This window comes from Mesorhizobium sp. L103C131B0 (assembly GCF_000502275.1).
Taxonomy (GTDB): Bacteria; Pseudomonadota; Alphaproteobacteria; order Rhizobiales; family Rhizobiaceae; genus Mesorhizobium.
In genome coordinates this window covers 60,045-83,315 of record NZ_AYXC01000015.1, presented here as the reverse complement: position 1 = coordinate 83,315, position 23,271 = coordinate 60,045, and the positions used below count along the sequence as shown (strand labels likewise).

Here is a 23,271-nt window from a genome sequence, read left to right as displayed (position 1 = left end):
CGGTTCGCCTTTGCAATCATCGATATTTCATTAGCCGGCGTCTCCCTTTTCATTGCTTTCGTTTTCAGCTACAAACAAGAAAAACGAAAACGGGAGGTTCTCAGTGTATTTGTCGCCGCGCCATGCCGAAATCATCCAGATGGCGAAGGACCATGGCCGTGTGCTGGTCGATGACCTCGCCACGCATTTCAACGTGACGCCACAGACCATCCGCAAGGACCTCAACGATCTCTGCGACCAGCGGCTGCTGACGCGCATCCATGGCGGGGCCCTGTTCCCGTCCGGCATCGAGAACATGGAGTATGAGGCGCGCCGCAAGATTGCCGCCGACGAGAAGGAGGCGATCGGCCGCGCGGCGGCCAGGCTGATACCCGACAACGCCTCCCTGTTCATCAACATCGGCACCACGACCGAGTCGGTCAGCAAGGCGCTGCTCGACCATACCGGGCTGATGGTCATCACCAATAATATCAATGTTGCCAACAGGATGCGCATCTATCCTTCGATCGAGGTGGTAATCGCCGGCGGCGTCGTGCGTGGCTCCGACGGCGGCGTTGTCGGCGAGGCCGCGGTCGATTTCATCAGGCAGTTCAAGGTCGACTATGCGGTGATCGGCGCCTCGGCCATCGACCATGACGGCGCGCTGCTCGATTTCGACTTTCGCGAAGTGAAAGTCGCGCAAGCCATTATCGCCAATGCCAGGCATGTCATCCTGGTCTCCGACCAGACCAAGTTCGAACGAACCGCGCCGGTTCGCATCGGCCATCTCTCGCAGGTCAACACCTTCATCACCGACCGTTGCGACATCCCGTCGGTGCGCCGGATCTGCGAAGAGGCCGAGGTGCAATTGATTGAAACGTCGCTCGGATAGCGGCGCCATCACGGCCCCGTGATATTTCGTTTGACATTCGTTCTTATTTCGAAATAATCCCACTACGGTTTCGTAAAAACCTAAAAACGCTGCAATGCGAAATCGCGGGAGGGCTTTGTGGACGCAATCCATGACATCTTCGTCATCGGTGGCGGCATCAATGGCTGCGGCATCGCCCGCGACGCCGTTGGGCGGGGCTTTTCGGTGTTTCTGGCCGAGATGAACGACCTCGCCAGCGGAACCTCCTCCGGTTCGACCAAGCTGATCCATGGCGGCCTGCGCTATCTCGAATTCTACGAGTTCCGGCTTGTGCGGGAGGCGCTGATGGAGCGCGAGGTTCTGTGGAAGAACGCGCCGCACATCATCTGGCCGATGCGCTTCGTGCTGCCCTATGCCAAGGGCCTCCGCCCGGCCTGGCTGATCCGGCTCGGCCTGTTCCTCTACGATCATATTGGTGGCCGCAAATTGCTGCCGGCGACCCGAACACTGGACATGTCCAAGGATCCGGCGGGCAAGCCGCTGAAGCCGCTGTTTCACAAGGCCTTCGAGTACTCGGACGGCTGGGTCAACGATGCCCGGCTGGTGGTGTTGAACGCGCGTGACGCCGCCGACCGCGGCGCCACCATCCGCACCCGCACGAAAGTCGTCGGGGCGAGGCGCGAAGGCGATCTGTGGGCGATCCGCGTGGAGGACGTGCAGACTGGAGAGGCCGAGGAGGTCAAGACCCGGCTGCTGGTCAATGCCGCCGGTCCGTGGGTCGACCACGTCCTGTCGACCACTGTGGGCCAGAACGACGTGCACAATGTGCGCCTGGTGCAGGGCAGTCATATCGTCATCAAAAAGAAATTCGATGATCCGCGCGCCTACTTCTTCCAGAACAAGGACGGGCGCATCATCTTCGCCATCCCTTACGAGGAAGAATTTACGCTGATCGGCACCACCGATCGCGACTATCCCGGCGATCCGCATGACGTGAAGATCAGCGACACCGAGATCGACTATCTCTGCGCGGCGGCGAGCGAATATTTTGCTGAAGCCGTGACGCGTCCCGATATCGTCTGGACCTATTCTGCCGTGCGCCCGCTCTATGACGACGGTGCTTCGAAGGCGCAGGAAGCGACCCGCGACTATGTGCTGAAAGCCGATGGCGGCGGGGGCAAGGCGCCCATCGTCAACGCTTTCGGCGGCAAGATCACCACCTACCGCCGGTTGTCGGAATCGATGCTGGAAAAGGTCGAAGGTTTTCTCGGCAAGCGCGGCAAGCCGTGGACGGCGAACGCGCCCTTGCCGGGCGGCGATTTCCCGGCCACCGGTTTCGACGCCCAGGTGGCGAAGCTGAAGAGCGCCTATCCTTTCCTCGACCAGCGCCTGGCGCGTCGGTTGACCAGGCTTTACGGCACGCGCGCGCAAGTGTTGCTCGGCCTCGCCAAGTCGAACGCCGATCTCGGCCGCAATTTCGGCGCCGATCTCTATGAGGCCGAGGTACGCTACCTCTGCGAAAACGAATGGGCGCTGGCCGCCGAAGATGTATTGTGGCGTCGCACCAAGCGCGGTCTGCATCTCAGCCGCGAACAGGCCTCGGCGCTTGACGAATTCATGCGCGGCATAAGCCGGCGCCATGTCGCGGCAGCGGAATAGGGAAGGCGATTGATGCACAAAGCCTGGGAGGAGGCATCATGCTGGAACTGAGAAACGTGACGAAGATGGTCGGCGCGGTGGAGCATATCCGCGACGTGTCGCTGACGCTTCAGCACGGCTCGCTTAACGTTTTGCTCGGGCCGACACTGTCGGGCAAGACCAGCCTGATGCGGCTGATGGCCGGGCTCGACGTGCCGACCGCCGGTTCGGTCTGGTTCGACGGCCAGAATGTCACCGGCATGCCGGTGCAGCAGCGCAAGATCGCCATGGTCTATCAGCAGTTCATCAACTACCCCGCTATGACCGTCTACGAGAACATCGCCTCGCCGTTGCGCGTCGCCGGCACCGACCAGGCCAAGATCGACAAGGAAGTCCGCAACGCGGCAGGGCTTCTGAAGCTCACACCCTATCTCGACCGCACGCCGCTCAGCCTGTCCGGCGGACAGCAGCAGCGTACGGCGCTGGCCCGCGCCATCGTCAAGAATGCCAGCCTGGTGCTGCTCGACGAGCCGCTCGCCAATCTCGACTACAAATTGCGCGAGGAGCTGCGCGCCGAACTGCCCAAGATATTTGCCGCCGCCGGCACTATTTTCGTCTACGCCACGACCGAGCCGCATGAAGCCTTGCTGCTCGGCGGCAATACGGCGACGCTGTCCGAGGGCCGGATCACCCAATTCGGGCCTACCATCGACGTCTTCCGCAAGCCGATCGACCTGGTGACGGCGAAAACCTTTGCCGATCCGCCGCTCAACACCATCGTGCTGGCCAAGAAGGGCCCGGATTTCCTGCTCGAGGGCGGCGTCAAGCTGCCGGTGCCGGCCGAACTCGCCGGCATTTCCGACGCCAACTACACGATCGGCTTCCAGCCGCATCATCTGTCGCTCGAGCGGCCCAACGCTGCCGCGGTGCCGGTGCGCGCCAAGGTGACGATCACCGAGATCACCGGCTCGGAAAGCTTCATCCATCTCGATTTTGCCGATGCGCGCTGGGTCATGCTGACCCACGGCATCCGCGATTTCGAGCCCGACGCCGAGATCGAGGTGTTTATCGATCCGCGCCACATCATGGTCTTCGACGGCAACGGCAGCGCCGTCGCCGCGCCGAAGCTTGCGGCCTGAGGGGGAAGAGATGGCGCGCATCGACGTCAACCATGTCAGGCACTCCTACCTGCCCAATCCGCAGAAGGATGCCGATTTTGCGCTGCGGGAAGTGCACCACACATTCGAGGATGGCGGCGCCTACGCGCTGCTTGGGCCTTCGGGTTGCGGCAAGACCACGCTGCTCAACATCATTTCGGGACTTCTGCACCCCTCGCACGGTGAGTTGCTGTTCAACGGCAAGGACGTCACCAATCTGTCGACGCAGGAGCGCAACATCGCGCAGGTGTTCCAGTTCCCGGTCATCTACGACACCATGACCGTCTACGACAATCTGGCCTTCCCGCTGCGCAACCGCGGCGTGCCGGAGGCCGACGTCGACCGCAAGGTGCGCGAGACGCTGGAGATGATCGACCTGGCGTCGTGGGCGAAGAAGAAGGCGAGGGGCCTGACCGCCGACCAGAAGCAGAAGATCTCGCTCGGCCGCGGCCTGGTGCGCTCGGATGTCAATGCCATCCTGTTCGACGAACCGCTGACGGTTATCGATCCGCACATGAAGTGGGTGCTGCGCTCGCAGTTGAAGCAACTGCACCGCCGCTTCGGCTACACCATGGTCTATGTCACCCATGACCAGACCGAGGCGCTGACCTTCGCCGACCAGGTCGTCGTCATGTATGATGGCGGCATCGTCCAGATCGGCACGCCGGCTGAATTGTTCGAGCGCCCGCGCCACACTTTCGTCGGTTATTTCATCGGCTCGCCCGGGATGAACGTCATGCCGGTGGCGATCGACGGCAAGACTGCGACCATTGGCAGCCAGCGCATCGAGCTGCCCGGCGCGCCAAAGACCGCCGCTGGGAACGCCGGCGCGATCGAACTCGGCATCCGCCCCGAATATGTCAGGCTCGGCCGCGAGGGCATGGCGGTTAAAATAAGCAAGGTCGAGGATCTCGGCCGCCACAAGGTGGTGCGCGCCAGCCTCGAAGGCCGCGAGATCGCTGCCGTCATCGGCGAGGACGAGAGCGTGCCGGCCGACCCAAAGGTTCGCTTCGATCCGGCCGGCATCAACATCTATGCCGATTCCTGGCTGGTTGAGATGGGGCGTGTCGAGATGGGGGCATAGATGGAAAAGACCTGGAACAACAAGGCCTGGTTCCTGGTGCTGCCGGTGCTGGTGCTGGTGGCGTTCTCGGCCGTCATTCCGCTGATGACGGTCGTCAACTATTCGGTGCAGGACACCTTCGGCAACAACGTCTTCTTCTGGGCAGGCACCCAGTGGTTCGAGGAACTGCTGTCGTCCAGCCGCTTCTGGGAAGCCATGGTGCGCAACCTGATCTTCTCCTTCATCATCCTGGCCATCGAAGTGCCGCTCGGCATATTCATCGCGCTCAACATGCCGAAGAAGGGCTGGGGCGTGCCGGTCTGCCTGGTGCTTATGTCGTTGCCGCTGCTCATTCCGTGGAACGTCGTCGGCACCATCTGGCAGGTCTTCGGCCGCAACGACATCGGCCTGCTCGGCTACTACGTCAACGCGCTCGGCATCGACTACAATTACGTTCAGGATCCGTTCGACGCCTGGGTCACCATCATCATCATGGACGTCTGGCACTGGACCAGCCTTGTCGTGCTGCTCTGCTATGCCGGCCTGGTTTCGATCCCGGATGCCTTCTACCAGGCGGCCAAGATCGACGGCGCCTCGCGCTGGGCGGTGTTCCGTTATATCCAGCTGCCGAAGATGCAGCGTGTGCTTTTGATCGCCGTGCTGTTGCGCTTCATGGATAGCTTCATGATCTACACCGAGCCCTTCGTCGTCACCGGCGGCGGCCCCGGCAACTCGACCACCTTCCTGTCGATCGACCTCGTCAAGACCGCGCTCGGCCAGTTCGACCTCGGTCCGGCGGCCGCCATGTCGCTGGTCTACTTCCTGATCATCCTGTTGTTGTCGTGGGTGTTCTACACCGTGATGACCAACTACGACGCGGAGCGCTGAGATGAGCGGCGCCAACGAAAGAGCCGACAGAGTGAGCGAAACCACCGCTTCGGGAAAATTGGCGAGCACGCTTTCGCAGGATCAGGTCGCCCGGCTGATGCGCAAGCGCGGCGAGGAATCGCGCTGGTGGTGGATCGTGCCGACGATCTACATCATCGTGCTTCTGCTGCCGATCTACTGGCTCATCAACATGAGCTTCAAGACCAATGCCGAGATCGTCTCCTCGCTGACGCTCTATCCGCATCAGCCTACGATCGCCAACTACGTCACTATCTTCACCGATGCGTCCTGGTATTCGGGCTACATCAACTCGATCACCTATGTTGTCATGAACATGGTGATTTCCGTGGCTGCGGCGCTGCCGGCGGCCTACGCCTTTTCGCGCTACCGCTTCCTCGGCGACAAGCATCTGTTCTTCTGGCTGCTGACCAACCGCATGGCGCCGCCGGCAGTGTTCGCGCTGCCGTTCTTCCAGCTCTATTCGGCTTTCGGCCTGATCGACACCCACATCGCTGTGGCGCTGGCGCACTGCCTGTTCAACGTGCCGCTGGCGGTGTGGATCCTCGAAGGCTTCATGTCGGGCGTGCCCAAAGAGATCGACGAAACAGCCTATATTGACGGCTACTCCTTCCCGCGCTTCTTCGTCAGGATATTCATGCCGCTGATCGCCAGTGGCATCGGTGTCGCCTGCTTCTTCTGCTTCATGTTCTCATGGGTCGAGCTTTTGATCGCTCGCACGCTGACGACCACCGATGCCAAGCCCATCGCCGCCACCATGACCCGCACCGTTTCGGCCGCCGGCATGGATTGGGGCCTGCTCGCTGCCGCCGGCGTGCTGACGCTGATCCCCGGCGCGCTCGTCATCTGGTTTGTCCGCAACTACATCGCCAAGGGCTTCGCCCTGGGGAGGGTGTGATGAAACAAAAGCACGGGTTCACCCTCACCACCACCGCCAAGGGCTTTGCCCTGGGGAGGGTGTCACCATGAATCTCGACCTCACCTGGATGGCGTGGACGTGGCCGACGGCGGCGTTCTTCGGCACCATTCTTCTACTGCTGTGCGGCATGGCGTTTTGGGAATTTGCCTCGCCGGGCGGCAATCCGCGCGTCGGCATCCTGCGCTTCGAGACGACGCGCGGCGACCGTCTTTTTCTGTCGCTGCTTGGCAGCGCCTTTATCCATCTCGCTTGGCTGGGTCTTGTCGGATCCAACCTGTGGTGGGCTCTCGCTCTCTCCGTGGTCTACGCCGTCGGCGTGTTCCGCTACGTATAGAGGGGGAAACTGTTGGATCGACCGCGTGCCGGCGGCCGTTCCAGATCGCACTTGAAACCTAAATGTGGAGGAAACCTATGCGACGGCAATTTTTAACATCAACAACTGCCCTTGTCCTGTTGCTCGGGGTAGGCAACGCCTACGCCGGAATGGATGAGGCCAAGGCGTTTCTGGACAAGGAAATCGGCCCGCTGTCGACGCTCGACCGCGCCGGCCAGGAAGCAGAAATGCAGTGGTTCATCGATGCCGCGAAGCCTTTCGCCGGCATGGACATCAAGGTCGTGTCCGAAACCATCGCCACCCACCAGTATGAATCGCAGGTGCTGGCGCCGGCCTTTACCGCCATCACTGGCATCAAGATCACGCATGACGTCATCCAGGAAGGCGACGTCGTCGAGAAGATCCAGACCCAGATGCAGACCGGCCAGAACCTTTATGACGGCTGGGTCAACGATTCCGACCTGATCGGCACCCACTGGCGCTACCAGCAGGTCCGCAACCTGACCGACTGGATGGCGGGCGAGGGCAAGGACGTTACCAATCCGAACCTCGACCTGAAGGATTTTATCGGCACCTCCTTCACCACCGCGCCGGACAAGAAGCTCTATCAGCTGCCCGACCAGCAGTTCGCCAACCTCTACTGGTTCCGTTACGACTGGTTCAACGACGAGAAGAACAAGGCCGACTTCAAGGCGAAATACGGCTACGATCTCGGCGTTCCCGTCAACTGGTCGGCCTATGAGGACATCGCCGAGTTCTTCACCGGCCGCGAGATCGACGGCAAGAAGGTCTATGGCCACATGGACTACGGCAAGAAGGACCCGTCGCTCGGCTGGCGGTTCACTGATGCCTGGCTGTCGATGGCCGGCAACGGCGACAAGGGCCTGCCGAACGGCCTGCCGGTCGACGAATGGGGCATCAAGGTCAACGAGAAATCACAGCCGGTCGGCTCCTGCACGGCGCGCGGCGGCGACACCAACGGCCCGGCTGCCGTCTACTCGATCCAGAAATACCTCGACTGGCTGAAGGCCTACGCTCCGGCCGAAGCCCAGGGCATGACCTTCTCCGAATCCGGCCCGGTGCCGGCACAGGGTGCGGTCGCGCAGCAGATATTCTGGTACACCGCCTTCACCGCTTCGATGGTCGACGCCGGCGCCAAGGCGGTGCTGAACGACGACGGAACGCCGAAGTGGCGCATGGCCCCGTCGCCGCATGGCGTCTACTGGAAGGACGGCATGAAGCTCGGCTATCAGGACGTGGGTTCCTGGACGCTGATGAAGTCGACGCCGACCGACCGCGCCAAGGCCGCCTGGCTCTACGCGCAGTTCGTGACCTCGAAGACGGTCGACGTGAAGAAGAGCCATGTCGGCTTGACCTTCATCCGCGAAAGCACGATCCACGACAAGAGCTTCACCGAACGTGCGCCGAAGCTCGGTGGTCTGATCGAGTTCTACCGCTCGCCGGCCCGCGTTCAGTGGTCGCCGACCGGCACCAACGTGCCCGATTATCCGAAGCTGGCACAGCTCTGGTGGCAGGCGATCGGCGATGCCTCGTCCGGCGCCAAGACGGCGCAGGAAGCCATGGACTCGCTCTGCGCCGAGCAGGAAAAAGTCATGACCCGCATCGAGAAGTCGGGCGTCCAGGGCGATATCGGCCCGAAGATGGCCGAAGAGCATGACCTCGCCTACTGGAACGCCGACGCGGTCAAGAACGGCAATCTCGCGCCTCAGCTGAAGATCGAGAACGAGAAGGAAAAGCCGATCACCATCAACTACGACGAACTGGTGAAGAGCTGGCAGAAGTAATCTTGGCGTACGCGCCAGGATCATAGTGAACGGGGAGGCGGCATCTTGCCGTCTCCCCTGTTTGTATAGGCGAGCTACCGGGAGGACTAATGACCGGATACATCCTTGCAATCGACCAGGGTACGACATCGACCAGGGCGATCCTGTTCGACGGCGCGATGAAGGTCGCCGGCAGCAAGCAGCAGGAATTCACGCAGCATTATCCTGCCTCCGGCTGGGTCGAGCATGATCCGGAAGAGATCTGGGCAAGCGTCGTCGCGACGGCCAAAGGCGCGCTGAAGGCCGCCGGCCGCGAGGCCTCGGATGTGGCGGCGATCGGCATCACCAACCAGCGCGAAACCGTCGTCATCTGGGACAAGGCGACCGGCAAGCCGATCCACAATGCCATCGTCTGGCAGGACCGCCGCACCGCGCCGCTGTGCCAGAAGCTGAAAAAACACGGCCTGGAGAAAAAGTTCACCAAAAAGACCGGCCTGCTGCTCGATCCCTATTTCTCCGGCACTAAGATCGCCTGGATGCTGGACAAGGTGAACGGTGCGAGAAAGCGAGCCGAAAAGGGCGAACTGCTCGCCGGCACCATCGACAGTTTTTTGATCTGGCGGCTGACCGGCGGCAAGGTGCATGCGACAGATGCCACCAACGCCTCGCGCACGCTGGTCTACAACATCGAGAAAAATGTCTGGGACGACGAGCTGCTCTCCATCCTGCGCATCCCGGTGGCGATGCTGCCTGAGGTCAAGGATTGCGCCGACGACTACGGCGTGACGGAAAAAAGCCTGTTTGGCGCCGAAATCAAAATCCTTGGCGTGGCCGGCGATCAGCACGCAGCGACCATCGGCCAGGCCTGTTTCGAGCCAGGCATGATGAAATCGACCTATGGCACCGGCTGCTTTGCGCTGCTCAACACCGGCGCCGATCTGGTGCGCTCGAAGAACCGGCTGTTGACCACCATCGCCTATCGGCTGAACGGCAAGACTACCTATGCCTTGGAAGGCTCGATCTTCATCGCGGGTGCCGCCGTGCAATGGCTGCGCGACGGCATCAAGGTGATCGGCAAGGCCGAGCATAGCGGCGTTTTGGCGGCAACCGCCGACCCCACGCAGAACGTCTATCTGGTGCCGGCTTTCGTCGGTCTCGGCGCGCCGCATTGGGACGCCGAGGCGCGTGGCGCGATCTTCGGGCTGACCCGCAACTCTGGCCCGGCGGAGTTCGCCCGCGCGGCGCTGGAATCCGTCGCCTACCAGACGCGCGATCTCCTCGACGCAATGCGCAAGGACTGGAAGGGGGCGTCGGCCAAAACCGTGCTTCGCGTCGACGGCGGCATGGTGGCCTCCGACTGGACCATGCAGCGGCTGGCCGATATCCTCGATGCGCCGGTCGATCGCCCGACCATTCTGGAGACGACGGCGCTGGGTGCGGCGTGGCTTGCCGGCTCGAAAGCAGGCGTGTGGCCGAAGGCGAAGGATTTTGCCAAGAGCTGGGCGCTCGAGCGCCGCTTCAAGCCGGACATGGATGCCACGGTGCGTTCGGCAAAACTGGCCGGCTGGCGCGATGCGGTGCGCCGGACGCTGAGCGTACGGTAGTAAATCGTGGCGGGGGAAGGGGATGAATCCACACTGGTATGTCGCCTGGCGCGACGAGGCTGTCGAACAATTGGATGCAAAGAATGCACGCTTGCAGCAGGCGTTCCGACTCGGCAGTTGGCCTCGCTATGACTATGATCTGACAGAAGGAAAGCTTCTGTTCTCGGACAACGGCATCACCAAGGTCGTCGCCGAAATCCAAATCGCCGGATCGACGAGTGCCAAGGCCAGCAACTGGCTCTGGGCTTGGGCAAATTCAAACCTGCCTGGCGAACTGCTTGCCGACGCAAAGCTGGTTCGGTCATTCGGACAGGAGCATTCCATTGATGAGCTGGCTCAATCCTATGCGATAGATTTGAACAACGACCTGGAAGTGCTCGGCTGGAAGATGACCGCAGTTGCGGTTCGAATCTGCAACGGCCTCGGTGCATACCGTTCTCCGCGTGGTGAAGGCGGAGCCCTGTATCTGATCTTCAAGAGCGTCAATTGGGCTAGCTAATCCGCCGCGCCCGTACCCAAGCAACCTACGGAAAGGCCCGCGCCGTTGCCGGCGCGGGCTTTTCTACACAACACTTGGTACCAACTCAGCTCAATAGGGCGAATTGCACTGCCGACGCGGGCCGTAATTGGGCTGGAATGTGTTGTCCGAAGCGCGGTACGACCGATAGTGGTCGTAGCACCACTGCACATGCGCATCGCCGCGGTTGTTCTCGCTGTTGACGATCGCGCCGGTGATCAAGGCGCCGGTGGCGAAGGCAGCCAGCGGGAACCAGTAGTCGCCGTGACGGCGATAGCCGCGGTGATATTCGCGATAGCCGCGATGGCCATTCCAATAGCTGCCGCCATCATTGTTGCGCGAGAACTGGCGGCCCACGCGGAAATCGCGATTGCCGGAATTGCGGTTGCCATGGCGCATCCACCGCCAGTTGTCATGACGAGAATCGCCCACATTCACGATGTCGGACGAAGTTGCTGATGACTGGGGCACGAACATCTGGGCGGCATTGGCCGGCATAGCGGCGGCCGCGGCAAACGAAATTGACAGGGTGGTCGCCAGTAGACCCGTTGCGATCTTGTTCATGATCTTCTCCTTGAAGGGTGGTTGACGTCCCTTGTGAGACGAAAACGGCCCGCTCGTGCGATGGTTCCCACCAAAACAGTAAGTTGCTGATTTGTAATGTTTCTCGAATTTGGCGCGAGAGAAAAGGCGCGTCTCGCGCGCCAACAGATCGAAGCGGCGACCACGTTGCGGGAGCGGCTCACCGGGCTGGTGACGACGCAATTTGCGGCGCGTCTGGCGATGGCTGAAACCCCGGTCGAACGGCCATCTTTTTCCGGTTGACCGGTCGCGGCACTCTCCCTATGTTCCGCGCAATTTCGAGGGCGGCCTTTAGAGCCCGCGGGAGCGCGTAGCTCAGCCGGTAGAGCAACTGACTTTTAATCAGTAGGTCTCGGGTTCGAACCCCGACGCGCTCACCAGAAATATTTCGTGCGGAAGTTGCCCTGTCAGCAGCCCCCATCGCCCCCTACAATCGCCGCCCGGTCTTGACGTAGAACAGATGAGCGCAGGCGCGGTCGATCTCGATGCGCATCTGCTCGCCCTGTTTCAGTGCCAGCCGCTCGCGGAAAAGGCAGGAGATTTCTTCTCCGGCGCAGTTGACCCTGGCAAAGATTTCCGAACCCGTTGCTTCCAGAAGCACGATCGTGCCGGGGATTCCTTTGGCGGTCGTCGCTCGGATGTGTTCGGGGCGGATGCCGTAGATGAGGTCGCCGCCGGGTATGTTTGCCAGGTCGATGCCTTCCGGCAGCGGCAAGATCAGTCCACCGGCGCTGCGGAAAACACCTTCCTCGACATGGCCCCGAATGAAATTCATCGCCGGCGAGCCGATGAACCCGGCAACGAAGAGGTTGGCCGGGCGATCGTAGAGATCGAGCGGCGCGCCGATCTGCTCGACAAGGCCGTCATGCAGCACGACGATCTTGTCGGCCATGGTCATGGCCTCGATCTGGTCGTGGGTAACGTAGATGGTGGTGGTTCCCAGCCGCTGGTGCAGCGCCTTGATCTCGCCGCGCATCTGCACGCGCAATTTGGCGTCGAGATTGGACAGCGGCTCGTCGAACAGGAACACCTGCGGGTCGCGCACGATGGCGCGGCCCATGGCGACGCGCTGGCGCTGGCCGCCGGAAAGCTGACGCGGATAGCGGTCGAGCAGCTTGTCCAGGCCGAGAATGCTGGCGGCCCTGCCGACGCGGCCGGCGGTGTCGGCCGGATCGGCTTTCTTGATCTTCAGGGCAAAGCCCATATTGTCGGCCACCGTCATATGCGGATAGAGCGCGTAGTTCTGGAACACCATGGCGATGTTTCGGTCGCGCGCCCTGAGATTGTTGACGAGGCGATCGCCAATGGCGATCCTGCCGCCCGAGATCGTTTCCAGTCCGGCAATCATGCGCAGCAGCGTCGACTTTCCGCAGCCCGACGGCCCGACCAGGATGACGAATTCGCCATCGGCGATGTCGACGCTGACATCGTGGATGATCTTGGCGGCTCCGAAAGCCTTCTGAACGTTGTTGATTGTTACCGATGCCATTGGATTTCTCCCGGAAATGAGTGATGTCGGGGCCGTGCCTCAGCCGCCCTTGACGGCGCCTGCGGTCAGCCCGGCGACGATCTGCCTTTGCGCGAACAGGGTCAGCACCAGCACCGGCAGCGTCACCACAAGTGCTGCGGCGGCGAGCGGACCCCAGCTCACCTGCTCGTAGGAAAGCATGTTGTAGACGGCGACCGGCAGCGTGCGAGTCTCGCGGCTGGCGAGCACAATGCCGAAGACGAAATTGTTCCATGAGAAGATGATCGACAGGATGAAGGCGACGACAATGCCCGGCTTGGCGATGGGCAAGGCGACCAGCCGGAACACCTGCCAGGAACTGGCGCCATCAATGTTGGCCGCTTCTTCCAGCTCCATCGGCGTGGTCTCGAAATAGCCGATCATCACCCAGACCACGATCGGCACCGTCACCACCAGATGGATGATGATCTGCGGCCACAGTGTGCCGAGAATGCCGACCCACTGGAACAGCAGGAACAGCGGAATGAGATAGGAAAGCCCCGGCGTCATGCGGGCGATCATGATGACCACCGCCGAGCGTTCGGCCTTGAGCCGCGCGATGCCATAGCCCGCCGGCACGCCGATCAGCAGCGCCAGCAACGTTGCCGTGCCCGTCACCAGAACCGAATTCCAGAAATAGAGCAGGAAATTGTTCTCCTCGAATACCTTCACATAGTTCGACCAGGCGAGATGTTCCGGGATCAGAATCGGCGGGTATGCACCGTTGTCGATCTCGAACTTCAGCGACAGCGAGACCATCCAGAGGAAGAACAGGATCGCCGGCGAGACGAAGACCAGAGCCGCGAAAAACAGCCCGATCCGGTTGAGCAGCCGTGAACTCATCTATTTGCCCTCCACCCCGATCCATTGGGAGCGCTGGCGCAGCATCAGCAGGATGAAGGACAGCGCGACGATGACGATGAAGAACACCACGGCCATGGCCGAGCCATAGCCGATGTCGTAGTAGGAGAAGGCGGTGTTGTAGAGATAGATGTTGATGGTTTCCGAGGCCGTGCCCGGTCCGCCCTGGGTCATGGCATAGATGATGTCAAAACTTTTCAGCGCATCGATGGTGCGGATGATCATCGCGATCATCAGGAACGGCGCGATCATCGGCAAGGTGAGATAGCGGAATTGCTGCCAGGCGTTGGCGCCATCGATCTCGGCGCTCTCGAAGGGCTCGCGCGGCACGGAGGCCAAGCCGCCCAGCACGATCAGCATCACCAGCGGCGTCCACTGCCATGTCTCGACCGCAACCAGGGACGGGATGACCGTCCTGGCATTAAAGATCCATTCCTGCGCCGGGATGCCGACCAGCGACAACAGATAGTTGAGCACGCCGAGCTGGGGATGGAACATCATCGTCCAGACCAGCGCCACGGCGACTGGCGTTGCCATCATCGGCATGACGAAGACGCCGCGCAACAGGCCGCGCAGCGGAAATTTGGCGTCGAAGATCAGCGCCGCGACAGTGCCGAGGAACATCGGCGCCGCAACCGAAAGCGCCGTGTAGGTCAGCGTATGGAAAAGCGATTCCCAGAAGCGTTGGTCGACGGCCAGCCGCAGGTAATTTTCCATCCCGGCAAAGCTTCGCGCCTGGCCGAGGGTCCAGCGGTTGACGCTCATCCACAGTGTGAAGGCCCAGGGAAAGACGATCACGGCGCCGACGACGACGAGCGCCGGGACGACGAAAGGCCAGTAGTTGGGAGCCAGCCGGATGGTCTGGCTCCCTTCGATGGCTTGCGTCGTCACCCCGGTGCGTTCTGGGGTGATGGCGGACATCAGCCTTGCTCGCTCCGGTCGAGCACCGGCTGGAACTGCTCGGTGGCCTTCTTCAGTTCCTCCGCCGGATCGGCGCCGGCGATCAGATTGGTCAGCGCCACGCCATAGATGTCGCGGAACTCGGTGACCGGAATGATGACCGGCAGCGACAGCCGGCTGACATTGCCCGAGCCGACCACGGCATCGAGCCAACTCGCCGGCATGGTGACGCCTTCGCGCACCTTGGGATTTTCCAGCACCGACTTGCGGAACGGCACGCCGGCACCCGCCTGCAGCAGGCGCGCGCCCATCGCGGGCGAAATCGCCCACTGGCAGAAGAGGTAGGCGGCCTCCTTCTTCTCGCTGGCGGCCGTCACGCCGAGGCCGTCGCCAAAGGTGCCGGCGGCATGCGCCTTAGGCCCCTTGGGCATGACGCCGTAGCCAACCTTGCCGACAACTCGTGACTTTTCCGGATTTTCCATTGGCGGGGCAAAGCCGACGCCATCGAACCACATCCCGATCTTGCCTTGCAGGAAGGCGGACTGGGCTTCGGCCCAGTTGAATCCGGTGACGCCTGGAGGCGCCGACTTGGTCATCAGCCGCTGGTAGAGGCTGGCCGCCTCGACCGCCTCGGGCGAGGTCGTGCGCAGCTTGCCCTTGTCGTCGAGCGGCGTCATGTCGTAGCCGAGCATAAGCGACGTCCACACCGGCGTGTTGGCGTTCTTGAGGCCGCGGGCGACAAAGCCGTAGGTGTTGGTCGACGGGTCGGTCAGCGCTTCGGCGGCCGCCACCAGTTGCTCGAAGGTTTCAGGGTATTTGAGGCCCTTGGCCTCGAACAATTCCTTGTTCCAGTAGACGATCCAGTAGTCGACTGAGAACGGCAGCGAGCGCAACACGCCCTGGCCGTCCTTGGCAAACAGCATGCCGGCATCGGCGAAATCGGTTTCCACCAGCGCAGGATTGGTCAGGGTCGGGTCAGCGAGATAGCCTGATATGTCGGCCAGCCAGTCGCCCTTTTCGAACTGGCGCTTCTGCACGTGGTAGCTCAGATGCACGACGTCGAAGCTCGGTTTGCCGGAGCTCAGTTCGATCACCGTCTTCTGGCGCTGCTGCTGTTCAGGCGTCGCTTCGGCATTGACCTTGATCCCGGTCAGTTCCTCGAACTCGGCGATGTATTTTATCAGCGTGTCGCTGCGCGGGCTTTTCACCAGATTGACGTCAAGCGTCGTTCCCGCAAAGCGCTTCCAGTCGACGCCGGCGGCAAAGCTTGGGCGAACACCGGCAAAGCCGGCGGCGGCAAGGGCGGCGGTTCCCTGGAGGAGTTGCCTCCTGGTTGGGTTGAACAGATTGGACGACATTTTCTTCCTCCCGGTCGTTGTCGTTGTCGATTGCGCCGCAGCGACCGCGGCGCGGCTCATGCTTCCTCAGATTTGCAGCGCCAGCCGGCGCGCCTTATCGATATGCTGGCTAATGGCCTCGACCGCCTTCCCAGGGGCGCGGCTCTGCATCGCTTCGATCACCGCCAGGTGCTCGCGCATCACCGGCACGACGCGCCCGTCGATACGGAACCGCTCCTGGTGGATCAGGCGGATTTTCACCGAATTGACCAGATAGGCCTTGGCGATGATCTCGTTGCCCAGCGCATCGATGAACGTGTCGTGCATGGCCCAGTCGATGGTCTGCGCCTTGGCCTCCATCTCCGGCGTCGGGGTTTGCGCCAGCGCCTGGGCAAGCATGTCCTCATGCTCGCGCCGCAAGCGGGCAAGCTCGGCATCGGAGGCGCTTACCGTAAACAGCGCCACCGCTTCACGCTCCATGAACAGGCGGAACTGAAAGGCCTCGCGGATCAGGCTGATGTCTATATGGGCGATCTGCATGCCGCGCTGCGGGATGGTCGTCAGCAGTCCTTCCGCCTCGAGACGCGGCACGATCTCGCGAATGGCGCCGAGCGGCAGTCCGGTGAAGGCAACCAGCTCACGCTGCGACACGAACTGGCCCGGCTTGAAGTCGCGCGCCAGCAAATGCCGCGTGAAGCTGGCATAGGCCTTCTCCCTGAGGGTGGTCGGTTCGTTGCCGTCTTCCATTTCGGCGCGCTTCCCTTTGCCGGTCAGGCCGGTTCCCTGGCAAACAAGCTGTCATAGGCTGCGGCAAGCTGCTGCTGCCCTTGCAAAGCGATCGGCTCCAGCGGCGGACGGACCGCCAGCCAGCGCTCGTCGCCGGTCTTGCGCGCCACCATCACCTTTACCGCGGGGGTGACCTGATATTTGAGCAATTCGAGCACAAAACTTTCGACGCGAGGATCGTCGCACCCGTCCCCGGCCATGGCGCGGATTTCGCCCGGGACGAAATTGGCCATGCCCGAGATTGCGCCTTGAGCACCCAGTCGCACCGCACGCGCCAGATGCCTTTCATCGCCGATCAGGATCACCAGATCGCCATGGGCGGCAAGCAGCGCCTCGCTGTAGCTCCAATTTCCACCGGAATCCTTGACCCCGGCGACCACGTCGGGAAAAGCAGTGCGCAACCGGCCGATCAGGCCAAGCGAAAGCTGCACCATGGTAACCGAAGGGATGTTGTAGAGCAGCACATCACGGGCGAGGGGGCCGAGCGCGGCAAAGACGGCGGAGAACCAGCCGAAAAGGCCGTCCTCGCCGACATTCTTGAAGTAGCTCGGCGGGGCCAGCAGAATGTTTCGGGCGCCTCGCTGCAAGGCATGCTGTGCCTGTTCGGCGGCGTCTTCGGCGGCGTCGACCAGCACGCCGGCAACGAGTTGATGCGGCAAGATTCCAGCAGCCAGCATGGCTTCGGTCACCGACCGCCGCTCCGTCGTGCCCACCGACGCGCCTTCCCCTGTCGTGCCGAAAAGCGTCACGCTGCCGCAACCCTGCGCCAGGCAACTTTTGGCCTGAGCGATCATGGGAGCGGTGGCGATCTGCCCGCGGGCATCGAAAGGCGTGGCGAGAGCGGCCGAAAGGCCAAAGCGTGATGTCACCGGAAGGTCTCCGAAGTAGGTGTGTATGCCGTGCTAGCACACTAACATGTTAGTCGTAAATTGGGGTGGTGCGCTTTTTTAACAGCGGAGGGCCTTCACGGGTTCGAAGCCCATGGCGGATCGAGACCATTGGCGAAACAGCAGGATGGCCCAGTGTTAGGGCGCGGAGCGGCAGCTCCAACCTTGTCCCCATCCCAGTCGATGGCTAAACTCAGCCTTTCCCAGGGGAGGGTTCTGACATGACACTTCAGCTTTCGGCGGATGCTGTCGCTCCTAAGGCGGCGGCGCCTCAAAAGTACCTCTTCGGCCCGGTCGCCGATTTCCTCATGCTGGGCGGCAGCGCCTTTCTCATCCTGCCGGTGCTGTTTCTCGTTCCGCTCGAATATGAGGGGCCGGTGGCCGCAACGATGGTCGTCGTCGCCTATCTCGTGAACTATCCCCACTTCGCCCACTCCTACCAGCTTTTCTATCGCAATTTCGGGCGCAAGGTGACGGGCGACGGCTACGACAGGAGCCTGCAACTCCGCTACATCTTCGCGGGCATTGTCGTGCCCCTGGTCATGGCCGGGTTCTTTGCCTATGGCGCGGTGGCGGCGAACACGCGGCTGCTCGGCTTTGCCACCAACGCCATGTTCTTTTTCGTCGGCTGGCACTACGTCAAGCAGGGCTACGGCATGCTGATGGTGGACGCGGTGCTGAAGCGCAAATTCTTCGACGATCGCGACAAGAAGGTGCTGCTGGTAAACTCCTATGCCGTGTGGATCCTTTCGTGGCTGCAGACGAATACGGCGGTCACCCAGGGCAAATATTACGGCCTCGACTATTACACCTTCGCGGTCCCTTCCTGGATCACCGACATCGCCTTGCTGGCAGCCATTGCTTCGACGGCGGCTACGCTTTTGATGCTGGTCAATCGCTGGCGAAAGAACGGTGGTAAGCTGCCCTATAACGGCATCGTGGCCTACGTCGCGTCGCTCTATCTCTGGATCCTGATTGTGAGAATAAATCCGCTCTGGCTGCTGATCGTGCCGGCGCTCCACTCGCTGCAGTACCTCGCCGTGGTCTGGCGCTATCAGACCAATGTTGAGCGTGACAGCTCCGATGCCGAACGCGATCCGCAGCCGAAAATCCTGTCCTTTCTCGGCCCCCTCTACAGGTTTCGGCTCCTCGGCTTCATCGTCGGCGGCACGGCCCTTGGCTATCTCGGCTTCTGGCTGATCCCATCCGCGCTGACGGCCTTGATCCCGTATGACAGGCAAGTGCTGGGGTCATCGCTGTTCTTCTTCATCGTGCTCATCTTCATCAATGTGCACCATTATTTTCTGGACAATGTGATGTGGCGCCGTGGCAATCCGGAGGTATCGAAGTATCTGTTCCGCTGACTGAGGCGCAGACTGTCGAGCCCGGTTTTCATCAGCTGTCGAATATGCCGTTGCGAGCGTGATCGTCAGTGCAACGGAGAGCCCTGGAATGCCGGAGTGCTTTTCCGAGAGCCGCCTGGAAAATACCCTGCGGTGGCATCTGTACCGGCGTTGGCGCCGCCGGCGTGACCCTCGACGCGTGAGTTGCGGCCGACGTGCGGCGGGATCGGCTGGAACGTCATGAAACCAGTGAGACATTGCCGCCGGCATGGCGCTCGATGCGGCCGGCAAGGTCGAGTTCCAGCAGCACCATGGAGACTTGCGCGGCGTTGAGGCCGGTGTGGCGGATGATCTCGTCCACGCCCACCGGCGTTGGGCCCAGCGCCTCGAGCACGCCGCTGCGTTCGTCCTCACCGGGCGGGGGTGTTGCCGAAAAATCGGGTGCCTTTTCTGGCGGCGCAATGCTTCGCGTTCGCGTGCCCGCCAAGGGTGCGATCGCACCGGAAACATCGGCCGCCTCGGTGACCAGGGTGGCGCCATCCTTGAGCAGCCCGTTGGAGCCGGCGCAGCGCGGATCGAGCGGCGAACCCGGTACGGCAAAGACCAGCCGGCCCATCTCGCCGGCCAGGCGCGCGCTGATCAGCGAGCCGGAGCGTTGCGCAGCTTCGATCACCACCAGTCCGAGGGCGGCGCCCGCGACAAGCCGGTTGCGGCGCGGAAAATCCTGCGCCCGCGGCTGCCAGCCGAACGGCATTTCCGAAATAACGGCGCCGCCACGCTCGGCAATGTCGTCGCACAAGCCGATATTTTCGGGCGGGTAGGGGACATCGAGCCCACCGGCCAGCACACCCACTGTACCAGTCGAGAGACTGCCCTGGTGTGCTGCCGTGTCGATGCCGCGCGCCAGGCCGGAAACGATGACGTAGCCGTCGCGGCCAAGATCCGCCGCCAGCATGCGCGCCATCTTGATGCCGGCGAGCGACGCGTTGCGGGCGCCGACGATGGCCACCGCCGGCAGGCGAAAGACGGCTGCCTCGCCCTTCACGGCAATCAGCGGCGGCGGATTGTCCATGTTTTTCAGCATCGGCGGGTAGTCGGCCTCGCCGATGCCGACGAAGCGGGCGCCGTTTTCACTGGCTGCGTCGAGTTCCGCTTCGGCTTCCTCCACGGAAGGAATGCGCATGATCCTTTTGGCTCCGCCCGAAATCATCAGCTCGGGCAGCATCTCCAACGCCGCCTCCGCCGAACCAAAGCGGTTGATCAATTCGCGAAACGAGGCCGGGCCGACATTTTGTGTGCGGATCAGCCGCAGCCAGCTCAGCCGCTGCCGGTCGCTGAGGCGCGGCCCGGCGGCGGGCTTGCTCAACCCTTGGCTCCGATCTTGCCTTCGGTGCCGGCAAGAAGGCGCGAAATGTTGGCGCGATGTTTGAAGATGACGATCAGGCTCATCACCAGGAACAGCCCGGCGGTCTCAGGTGTGCTCCAGAAATAAAGCGCGATCGGCACGATGACCGCCGCCGTCAGCGCTGCCAGCGAGGAATAGCGAAACAGAAAAGCCATCGCCAGCCAGACGACGATAAAGATCAGCGCCACATGCCAGCCGAGCGCGATCAGCACGCCGAGATAGGTCGCCACGCCCTTGCCGCCCTTGAAACCGAGCCAGACCGGAAACAGATGGCCAAGGAAGGCGCCAAGGCCCGCCCAGAGTCCAAGGCCGGCCCACAGTCCGTAGTCGTGTCCAAAATGGCGCGCGATCATCACCGCCGCCGTACCCTTCAACGCGTCGAGCACCAGCGTCGCGGCGGCGAGGCCCTTGTTGCCGGTGCGCAGAACGTTGGTGGCGCCGATATTGCCGGAGCCGATTTTGCGCACATCGCCGAGGCCGGCCGCGCGGGTGATCAAGAGGCCGAAGGGAATCGAGCCGAGGAGATAGCCGAACAGCAATGCCAGGATAACGTTATAACTCATTGTTTGCCCCCGCATTTCCCCAGCAACATATCGGTCTGCGACGTGGCGCGATCGCTCTAGCTCGAAAACACTGTGCGGCCCGCCACCAGCGTTTGCAAGACCATGCCTTGCAGCCGCGCACCTTCGAAGCAGGTGTTTTTCGAGCGCGAGCGGATGCCGCTTTCACTCACGATCCAGGGTTCTTCAAGGTCGATCAGCGCAAGATCGGCCGGCGCTCCCGGCTTCAGCGTGCCGCCCGGCAGGCCGAACAGCCTTGCTGGTGCGGTGGACAGTGTTTCGACCAGCCGAAGTAGCGGCACGTCGCCATTGTGGTAGAGCCGAAGCGCTGCTCCAAGCAGCGTCTCCAACCCGATCGCGCCGGCAGCTGCATCGGCGAAGGGAAGGCGCTTGGTGTCGACATCCTGCGGGTCGTGCGAGGAGACGATGATGTCGATCGTGCCGTCCTTGACCGCCTCGATCATGGCCAGCCGGTCTTCCTCCGCGCGCAAAGGCGGCGTCAGCCGGAAGAAGGTGCGGTATTCCCCGACATCGTTCTCGTTCAGCGACAGATTGTGGATCGCCACGCCCGCCGTGACATTGGCCTTGTCGGCTTTCGCGCGCGTCATCGCTTGCGCTGCCATCGCCGTCGAGATCTTGGCCGCGTGGTAGGCGCCGCGCGTCAGCCGTGCCAGCGCCAGGTCGCGCTCCAGCGGGATGGACTCGGCCTCGCGCGGAATGCCGGCAAGGCCGAGCCAGCTGGCATACAGGCCTTCATTCATCACGCCCGCCGAAGCGAGGTCGCCATCCTGTGTCTCATGTGCGATGACGCCGCCGAAATCGCGGGCATAGGTCAGCGCCCGGCGCATCACCAGTGCGCTGGACATTGTGTGCCGCCCATCGGTGAAGGCGACCGCACCGGCCTCGCGCAACAGGCCGAATTCGGTCATCTCGCGACCGGCGAGGCCTTTGGTGATCGCCGCCGCCGGAAAGATGTTGACGCTTGCCGTGTCCCGGGCGGTGCGCAGCACGAATTCGACCAGCGCGACATTGTCGATCACCGGGTCGGTGTCGGGCATCATGACGACGGAGGTGACGCCGCCGGCCGCCGCCGCAACGCTGGCCGAAGCGATGGTCTCGCGATGTTCGCCGCCCGGTTCGCCGATGAAGACGCGCGCGTCGATCAGGCCGGGAATGATCGCCTTGCCGGCGCAGTCGACCACGGTGGCTCCCGCCGGCAGGCCCTGGTTCAGGGCAGCCTTGCCGGCGGCAACGATCTTTTTCCCTTCGACGATGACGGTGCCGACCTCGTCGATGCCGCGTGACGGGTCGACGATGCGGGCGCGCTCAAAGACCGTCGCGCTCATGCCACCCGGCCCTCGTTGCGGCGCGGGTCGAGCAGCGCTTCCATCACCGCCATGCGCACGGCGACACCCATCTCGACCTGTTCCTGGATGACGCTTTGGGGACCGTCGGCGATTTCGGACGCAATCTCGACGCCGCGGTTCATCGGACCGGGATGCATCACCAGCGCGCCGTCCTTGGCGGCCTTCAGCTTTTCGGCATCGAGGCCGAAATAGCGAAAATATTCGCGCACCGAAGGCACGAAGGCGCCTTCCATCCGCTCACGCTGCAAGCGCAGCATCATCACCACGTCGGCGCCCTTGAGGCCCTCGGCCATCGAGCGCGAGACGATGACGCCCATTTTCTCGATGCCGGACGGCAGCAGGGTCGACGGCGCCACCACACGCACCTGCGCACCAAGCGCGTTCAACAGCATGATGTTGGAACGCGCCACGCGAGAATGCAGGATGTCGCCGCAGATCGCTACGATCAGTTTCGACAGCGGCCCCTTGGCGCGGCGGATAGTCAGCGCGTCGAGCAGCGCCTGCGTTGGGTGTTCATGCGCGCCGTCGCCGGCATTGACCACCGAGCAGCCGACCTTCTGCGCCAAAAGGGCGGCGGCGCCCGCAGACTGGTGGCGGATGATCAGGATGTCGGGGCGCATGGCGTTCAGCGTCATCGCCGTATCGATCAGCGTCTCGCCCTTCTTCACCGAAGAGCTCGCCACCGACATGTTCATGACGTCGGCGCCGAGCCGTTTCCCGGCCAGTTCGAACGACGACTGCGTGCGCGTCGAGGCTTCGTAGAAGAGGTTGATCTGGGTGCGGCCGCGCAGCGTCGAGGTCTTCTTTTCGGACTGCCGCGAAATGGCGACGGCGCGATCTGCCCGGTCGAGCAGAAGCTCGATGTCACCGGGGGAAAGATCGCGGATGCCCAGAAGATGGCGGTGAGGATAAAGCGGCAGGGACGAAGCGTCGGTCATCTCAAGGTGCTGCTATAGGGGGGAGA

At 62.5% G+C, this 23,271-nt stretch carries 23 protein-coding genes and 1 tRNA gene; 13 read left to right on the top strand and 11 right to left on the bottom strand.

Going from position 1 to position 23,271, the window contains the following annotated elements:
- Window positions 1-103 precede the first annotated feature (103 nt).
- From X730_RS143185 to X730_RS143230, 10 genes are all read left to right on the top strand, one after another.
- A complete protein-coding gene (locus X730_RS143185; RefSeq protein WP_023742487.1) occupies window positions 104-871 on the top strand; it encodes a DeoR/GlpR family DNA-binding transcription regulator in 768 nt (255 codons plus the stop codon).
- A 117-nt stretch (window positions 872-988) separates the two neighbouring features.
- Window positions 989-2,509, top strand: a complete 1,521-nt coding sequence (gene glpD / locus X730_RS143190) for a glycerol-3-phosphate dehydrogenase (protein ID WP_023826988.1) — start codon at window positions 989-991, stop codon at window positions 2,507-2,509.
- Window positions 2,510-2,547: 38 nt separating this feature from the next.
- Window positions 2,548-3,627, top strand: a complete 1,080-nt coding sequence (locus tag X730_RS143195; protein WP_023826987.1) for an ABC transporter ATP-binding protein — start codon at window positions 2,548-2,550, stop codon at window positions 3,625-3,627.
- 10 nt (window positions 3,628-3,637) lie between these two features.
- Window positions 3,638-4,729: an ABC transporter ATP-binding protein gene (locus X730_RS143200; protein ID WP_023826986.1), complete on the top strand. Its 1,092-nt coding sequence runs from the start codon at window positions 3,638-3,640 to the stop codon at window positions 4,727-4,729.
- Complete coding sequence (locus X730_RS143205; RefSeq protein ID WP_023670975.1) at window positions 4,730-5,596, top strand: sugar ABC transporter permease; 867 nt, start codon at window positions 4,730-4,732, stop codon at window positions 5,594-5,596.
- 1 nt (window position 5,597) lies between these two features.
- Window positions 5,598-6,512 carry a carbohydrate ABC transporter permease gene (locus X730_RS143210; RefSeq protein ID WP_023670976.1) on the top strand — a complete coding sequence of 305 codons (915 nt, stop codon included), beginning with the start codon at window positions 5,598-5,600 and terminating at the stop codon, window positions 6,510-6,512.
- Between the two features lie 67 nt (window positions 6,513-6,579).
- Window positions 6,580-6,867, top strand: coding sequence for a DUF2160 domain-containing protein (locus tag X730_RS143215; RefSeq protein ID WP_023670977.1), 288 nt, complete (start codon window positions 6,580-6,582; stop codon window positions 6,865-6,867).
- A 77-nt stretch (window positions 6,868-6,944) separates the two neighbouring features.
- Window positions 6,945-8,672, top strand: coding sequence for an ABC transporter substrate-binding protein (locus X730_RS143220; RefSeq protein WP_023670978.1), 1,728 nt, complete (start codon window positions 6,945-6,947; stop codon window positions 8,670-8,672).
- Window positions 8,673-8,761: 89 nt separating this feature from the next.
- Window positions 8,762-10,255: a glycerol kinase GlpK gene (gene glpK / locus X730_RS143225; RefSeq protein ID WP_023826985.1), complete on the top strand. Its 1,494-nt coding sequence runs from the start codon at window positions 8,762-8,764 to the stop codon at window positions 10,253-10,255.
- A gap of 22 nt (window positions 10,256-10,277) precedes the next feature.
- Window positions 10,278-10,754, top strand: coding sequence for a DUF6882 domain-containing protein (locus X730_RS143230; protein ID WP_023826984.1), 477 nt, complete (start codon window positions 10,278-10,280; stop codon window positions 10,752-10,754).
- A gap of 90 nt (window positions 10,755-10,844) precedes the next feature.
- On the opposite strand, the gene X730_RS143235 is transcribed toward X730_RS143230, so the two are convergent.
- On the bottom strand, window positions 10,845-11,336 hold the full coding sequence (locus X730_RS143235) for a BA14K family protein (RefSeq protein WP_023693412.1): 492 nt from the start codon (window positions 11,334-11,336) through the stop codon (window positions 10,845-10,847).
- A 96-nt stretch (window positions 11,337-11,432) separates the two neighbouring features.
- On the opposite strand from X730_RS143235, the gene X730_RS1000000167635 reads away from it, so the two are divergent.
- Complete coding sequence (locus X730_RS1000000167635; protein WP_023826983.1) at window positions 11,433-11,597, top strand: hypothetical protein; 165 nt, start codon at window positions 11,433-11,435, stop codon at window positions 11,595-11,597.
- A gap of 61 nt (window positions 11,598-11,658) precedes the next feature.
- Window positions 11,659-11,734, top strand: a tRNA-Lys gene (locus X730_RS143240).
- Between the two features lie 47 nt (window positions 11,735-11,781).
- On the opposite strand, the gene ugpC is transcribed toward X730_RS143240, so the two are convergent.
- The 6 genes from ugpC to X730_RS143270 all read right to left on the bottom strand — a co-directional run bounded on the left by ugpC (window position 11,782) and on the right by X730_RS143270 (window position 17,614).
- Window positions 11,782-12,843, bottom strand: coding sequence for a sn-glycerol-3-phosphate ABC transporter ATP-binding protein UgpC (gene ugpC / locus X730_RS143245; RefSeq protein ID WP_023693413.1), 1,062 nt, complete (start codon window positions 12,841-12,843; stop codon window positions 11,782-11,784).
- A gap of 39 nt (window positions 12,844-12,882) precedes the next feature.
- Complete coding sequence (locus tag X730_RS143250) at window positions 12,883-13,704, bottom strand: carbohydrate ABC transporter permease (RefSeq protein WP_023684659.1); 822 nt, start codon at window positions 13,702-13,704, stop codon at window positions 12,883-12,885.
- Entirely contained in the window at window positions 13,705-14,643 is a 939-nt protein-coding gene (locus X730_RS143255) for a sugar ABC transporter permease (RefSeq protein ID WP_023693414.1), read from the bottom strand.
- Entirely contained in the window at window positions 14,643-15,980 is a 1,338-nt protein-coding gene (locus X730_RS143260; RefSeq protein WP_023826982.1) for a sugar ABC transporter substrate-binding protein, read from the bottom strand. Before X730_RS143260 ends, X730_RS143255 begins: the two co-directional genes overlap by 1 nt.
- Window positions 15,981-16,046: 66 nt before the next feature.
- Window positions 16,047-16,706 (bottom strand): GntR family transcriptional regulator, encoded by a 660-nt coding sequence (locus X730_RS143265; RefSeq protein ID WP_023826981.1) that lies wholly within the window; start codon window positions 16,704-16,706, stop codon window positions 16,047-16,049.
- A gap of 23 nt (window positions 16,707-16,729) precedes the next feature.
- A complete protein-coding gene (locus X730_RS143270; protein ID WP_023826980.1) occupies window positions 16,730-17,614 on the bottom strand; it encodes a dihydrodipicolinate synthase family protein in 885 nt (294 codons plus the stop codon).
- A 239-nt stretch (window positions 17,615-17,853) separates the two neighbouring features.
- Here X730_RS143270 and X730_RS143275 point away from each other — a divergent pair, with 239 nt between their 5' ends.
- The gene (locus X730_RS143275) at window positions 17,854-18,996 is read left to right on the top strand and encodes a hypothetical protein (RefSeq protein WP_023706211.1); all 1,143 of its coding nucleotides are present in this window, start codon (window positions 17,854-17,856) and stop codon (window positions 18,994-18,996) included.
- Window positions 18,997-19,213: 217 nt separating this feature from the next.
- Here the strand turns inward: X730_RS143275 and dprA are convergent, their stop codons facing one another.
- From dprA to X730_RS143295, 4 genes are read right to left on the bottom strand one after another with little or no spacing between them, the layout of a single operon-like run.
- Window positions 19,214-20,341: a DNA-processing protein DprA gene (dprA, locus tag X730_RS143280; protein WP_023670989.1), complete on the bottom strand. Its 1,128-nt coding sequence runs from the start codon at window positions 20,339-20,341 to the stop codon at window positions 19,214-19,216.
- Window positions 20,338-20,943 carry a glycerol-3-phosphate 1-O-acyltransferase PlsY gene (gene plsY / locus X730_RS143285; RefSeq protein WP_023696534.1) on the bottom strand — a complete coding sequence of 202 codons (606 nt, stop codon included), beginning with the start codon at window positions 20,941-20,943 and terminating at the stop codon, window positions 20,338-20,340. The genes dprA and plsY overlap by 4 nt, the downstream gene beginning before the upstream one ends.
- Window positions 20,944-20,999: 56 nt before the next feature.
- Window positions 21,000-22,286 carry a dihydroorotase gene (locus tag X730_RS143290; protein WP_023826979.1) on the bottom strand — a complete coding sequence of 429 codons (1,287 nt, stop codon included), beginning with the start codon at window positions 22,284-22,286 and terminating at the stop codon, window positions 21,000-21,002.
- Window positions 22,283-23,245: an aspartate carbamoyltransferase catalytic subunit gene (locus X730_RS143295; RefSeq protein ID WP_023670992.1), complete on the bottom strand. Its 963-nt coding sequence runs from the start codon at window positions 23,243-23,245 to the stop codon at window positions 22,283-22,285. Before X730_RS143295 ends, X730_RS143290 begins: the two co-directional genes overlap by 4 nt.
- Window positions 23,246-23,271: the final 26 nt, after the last annotated feature.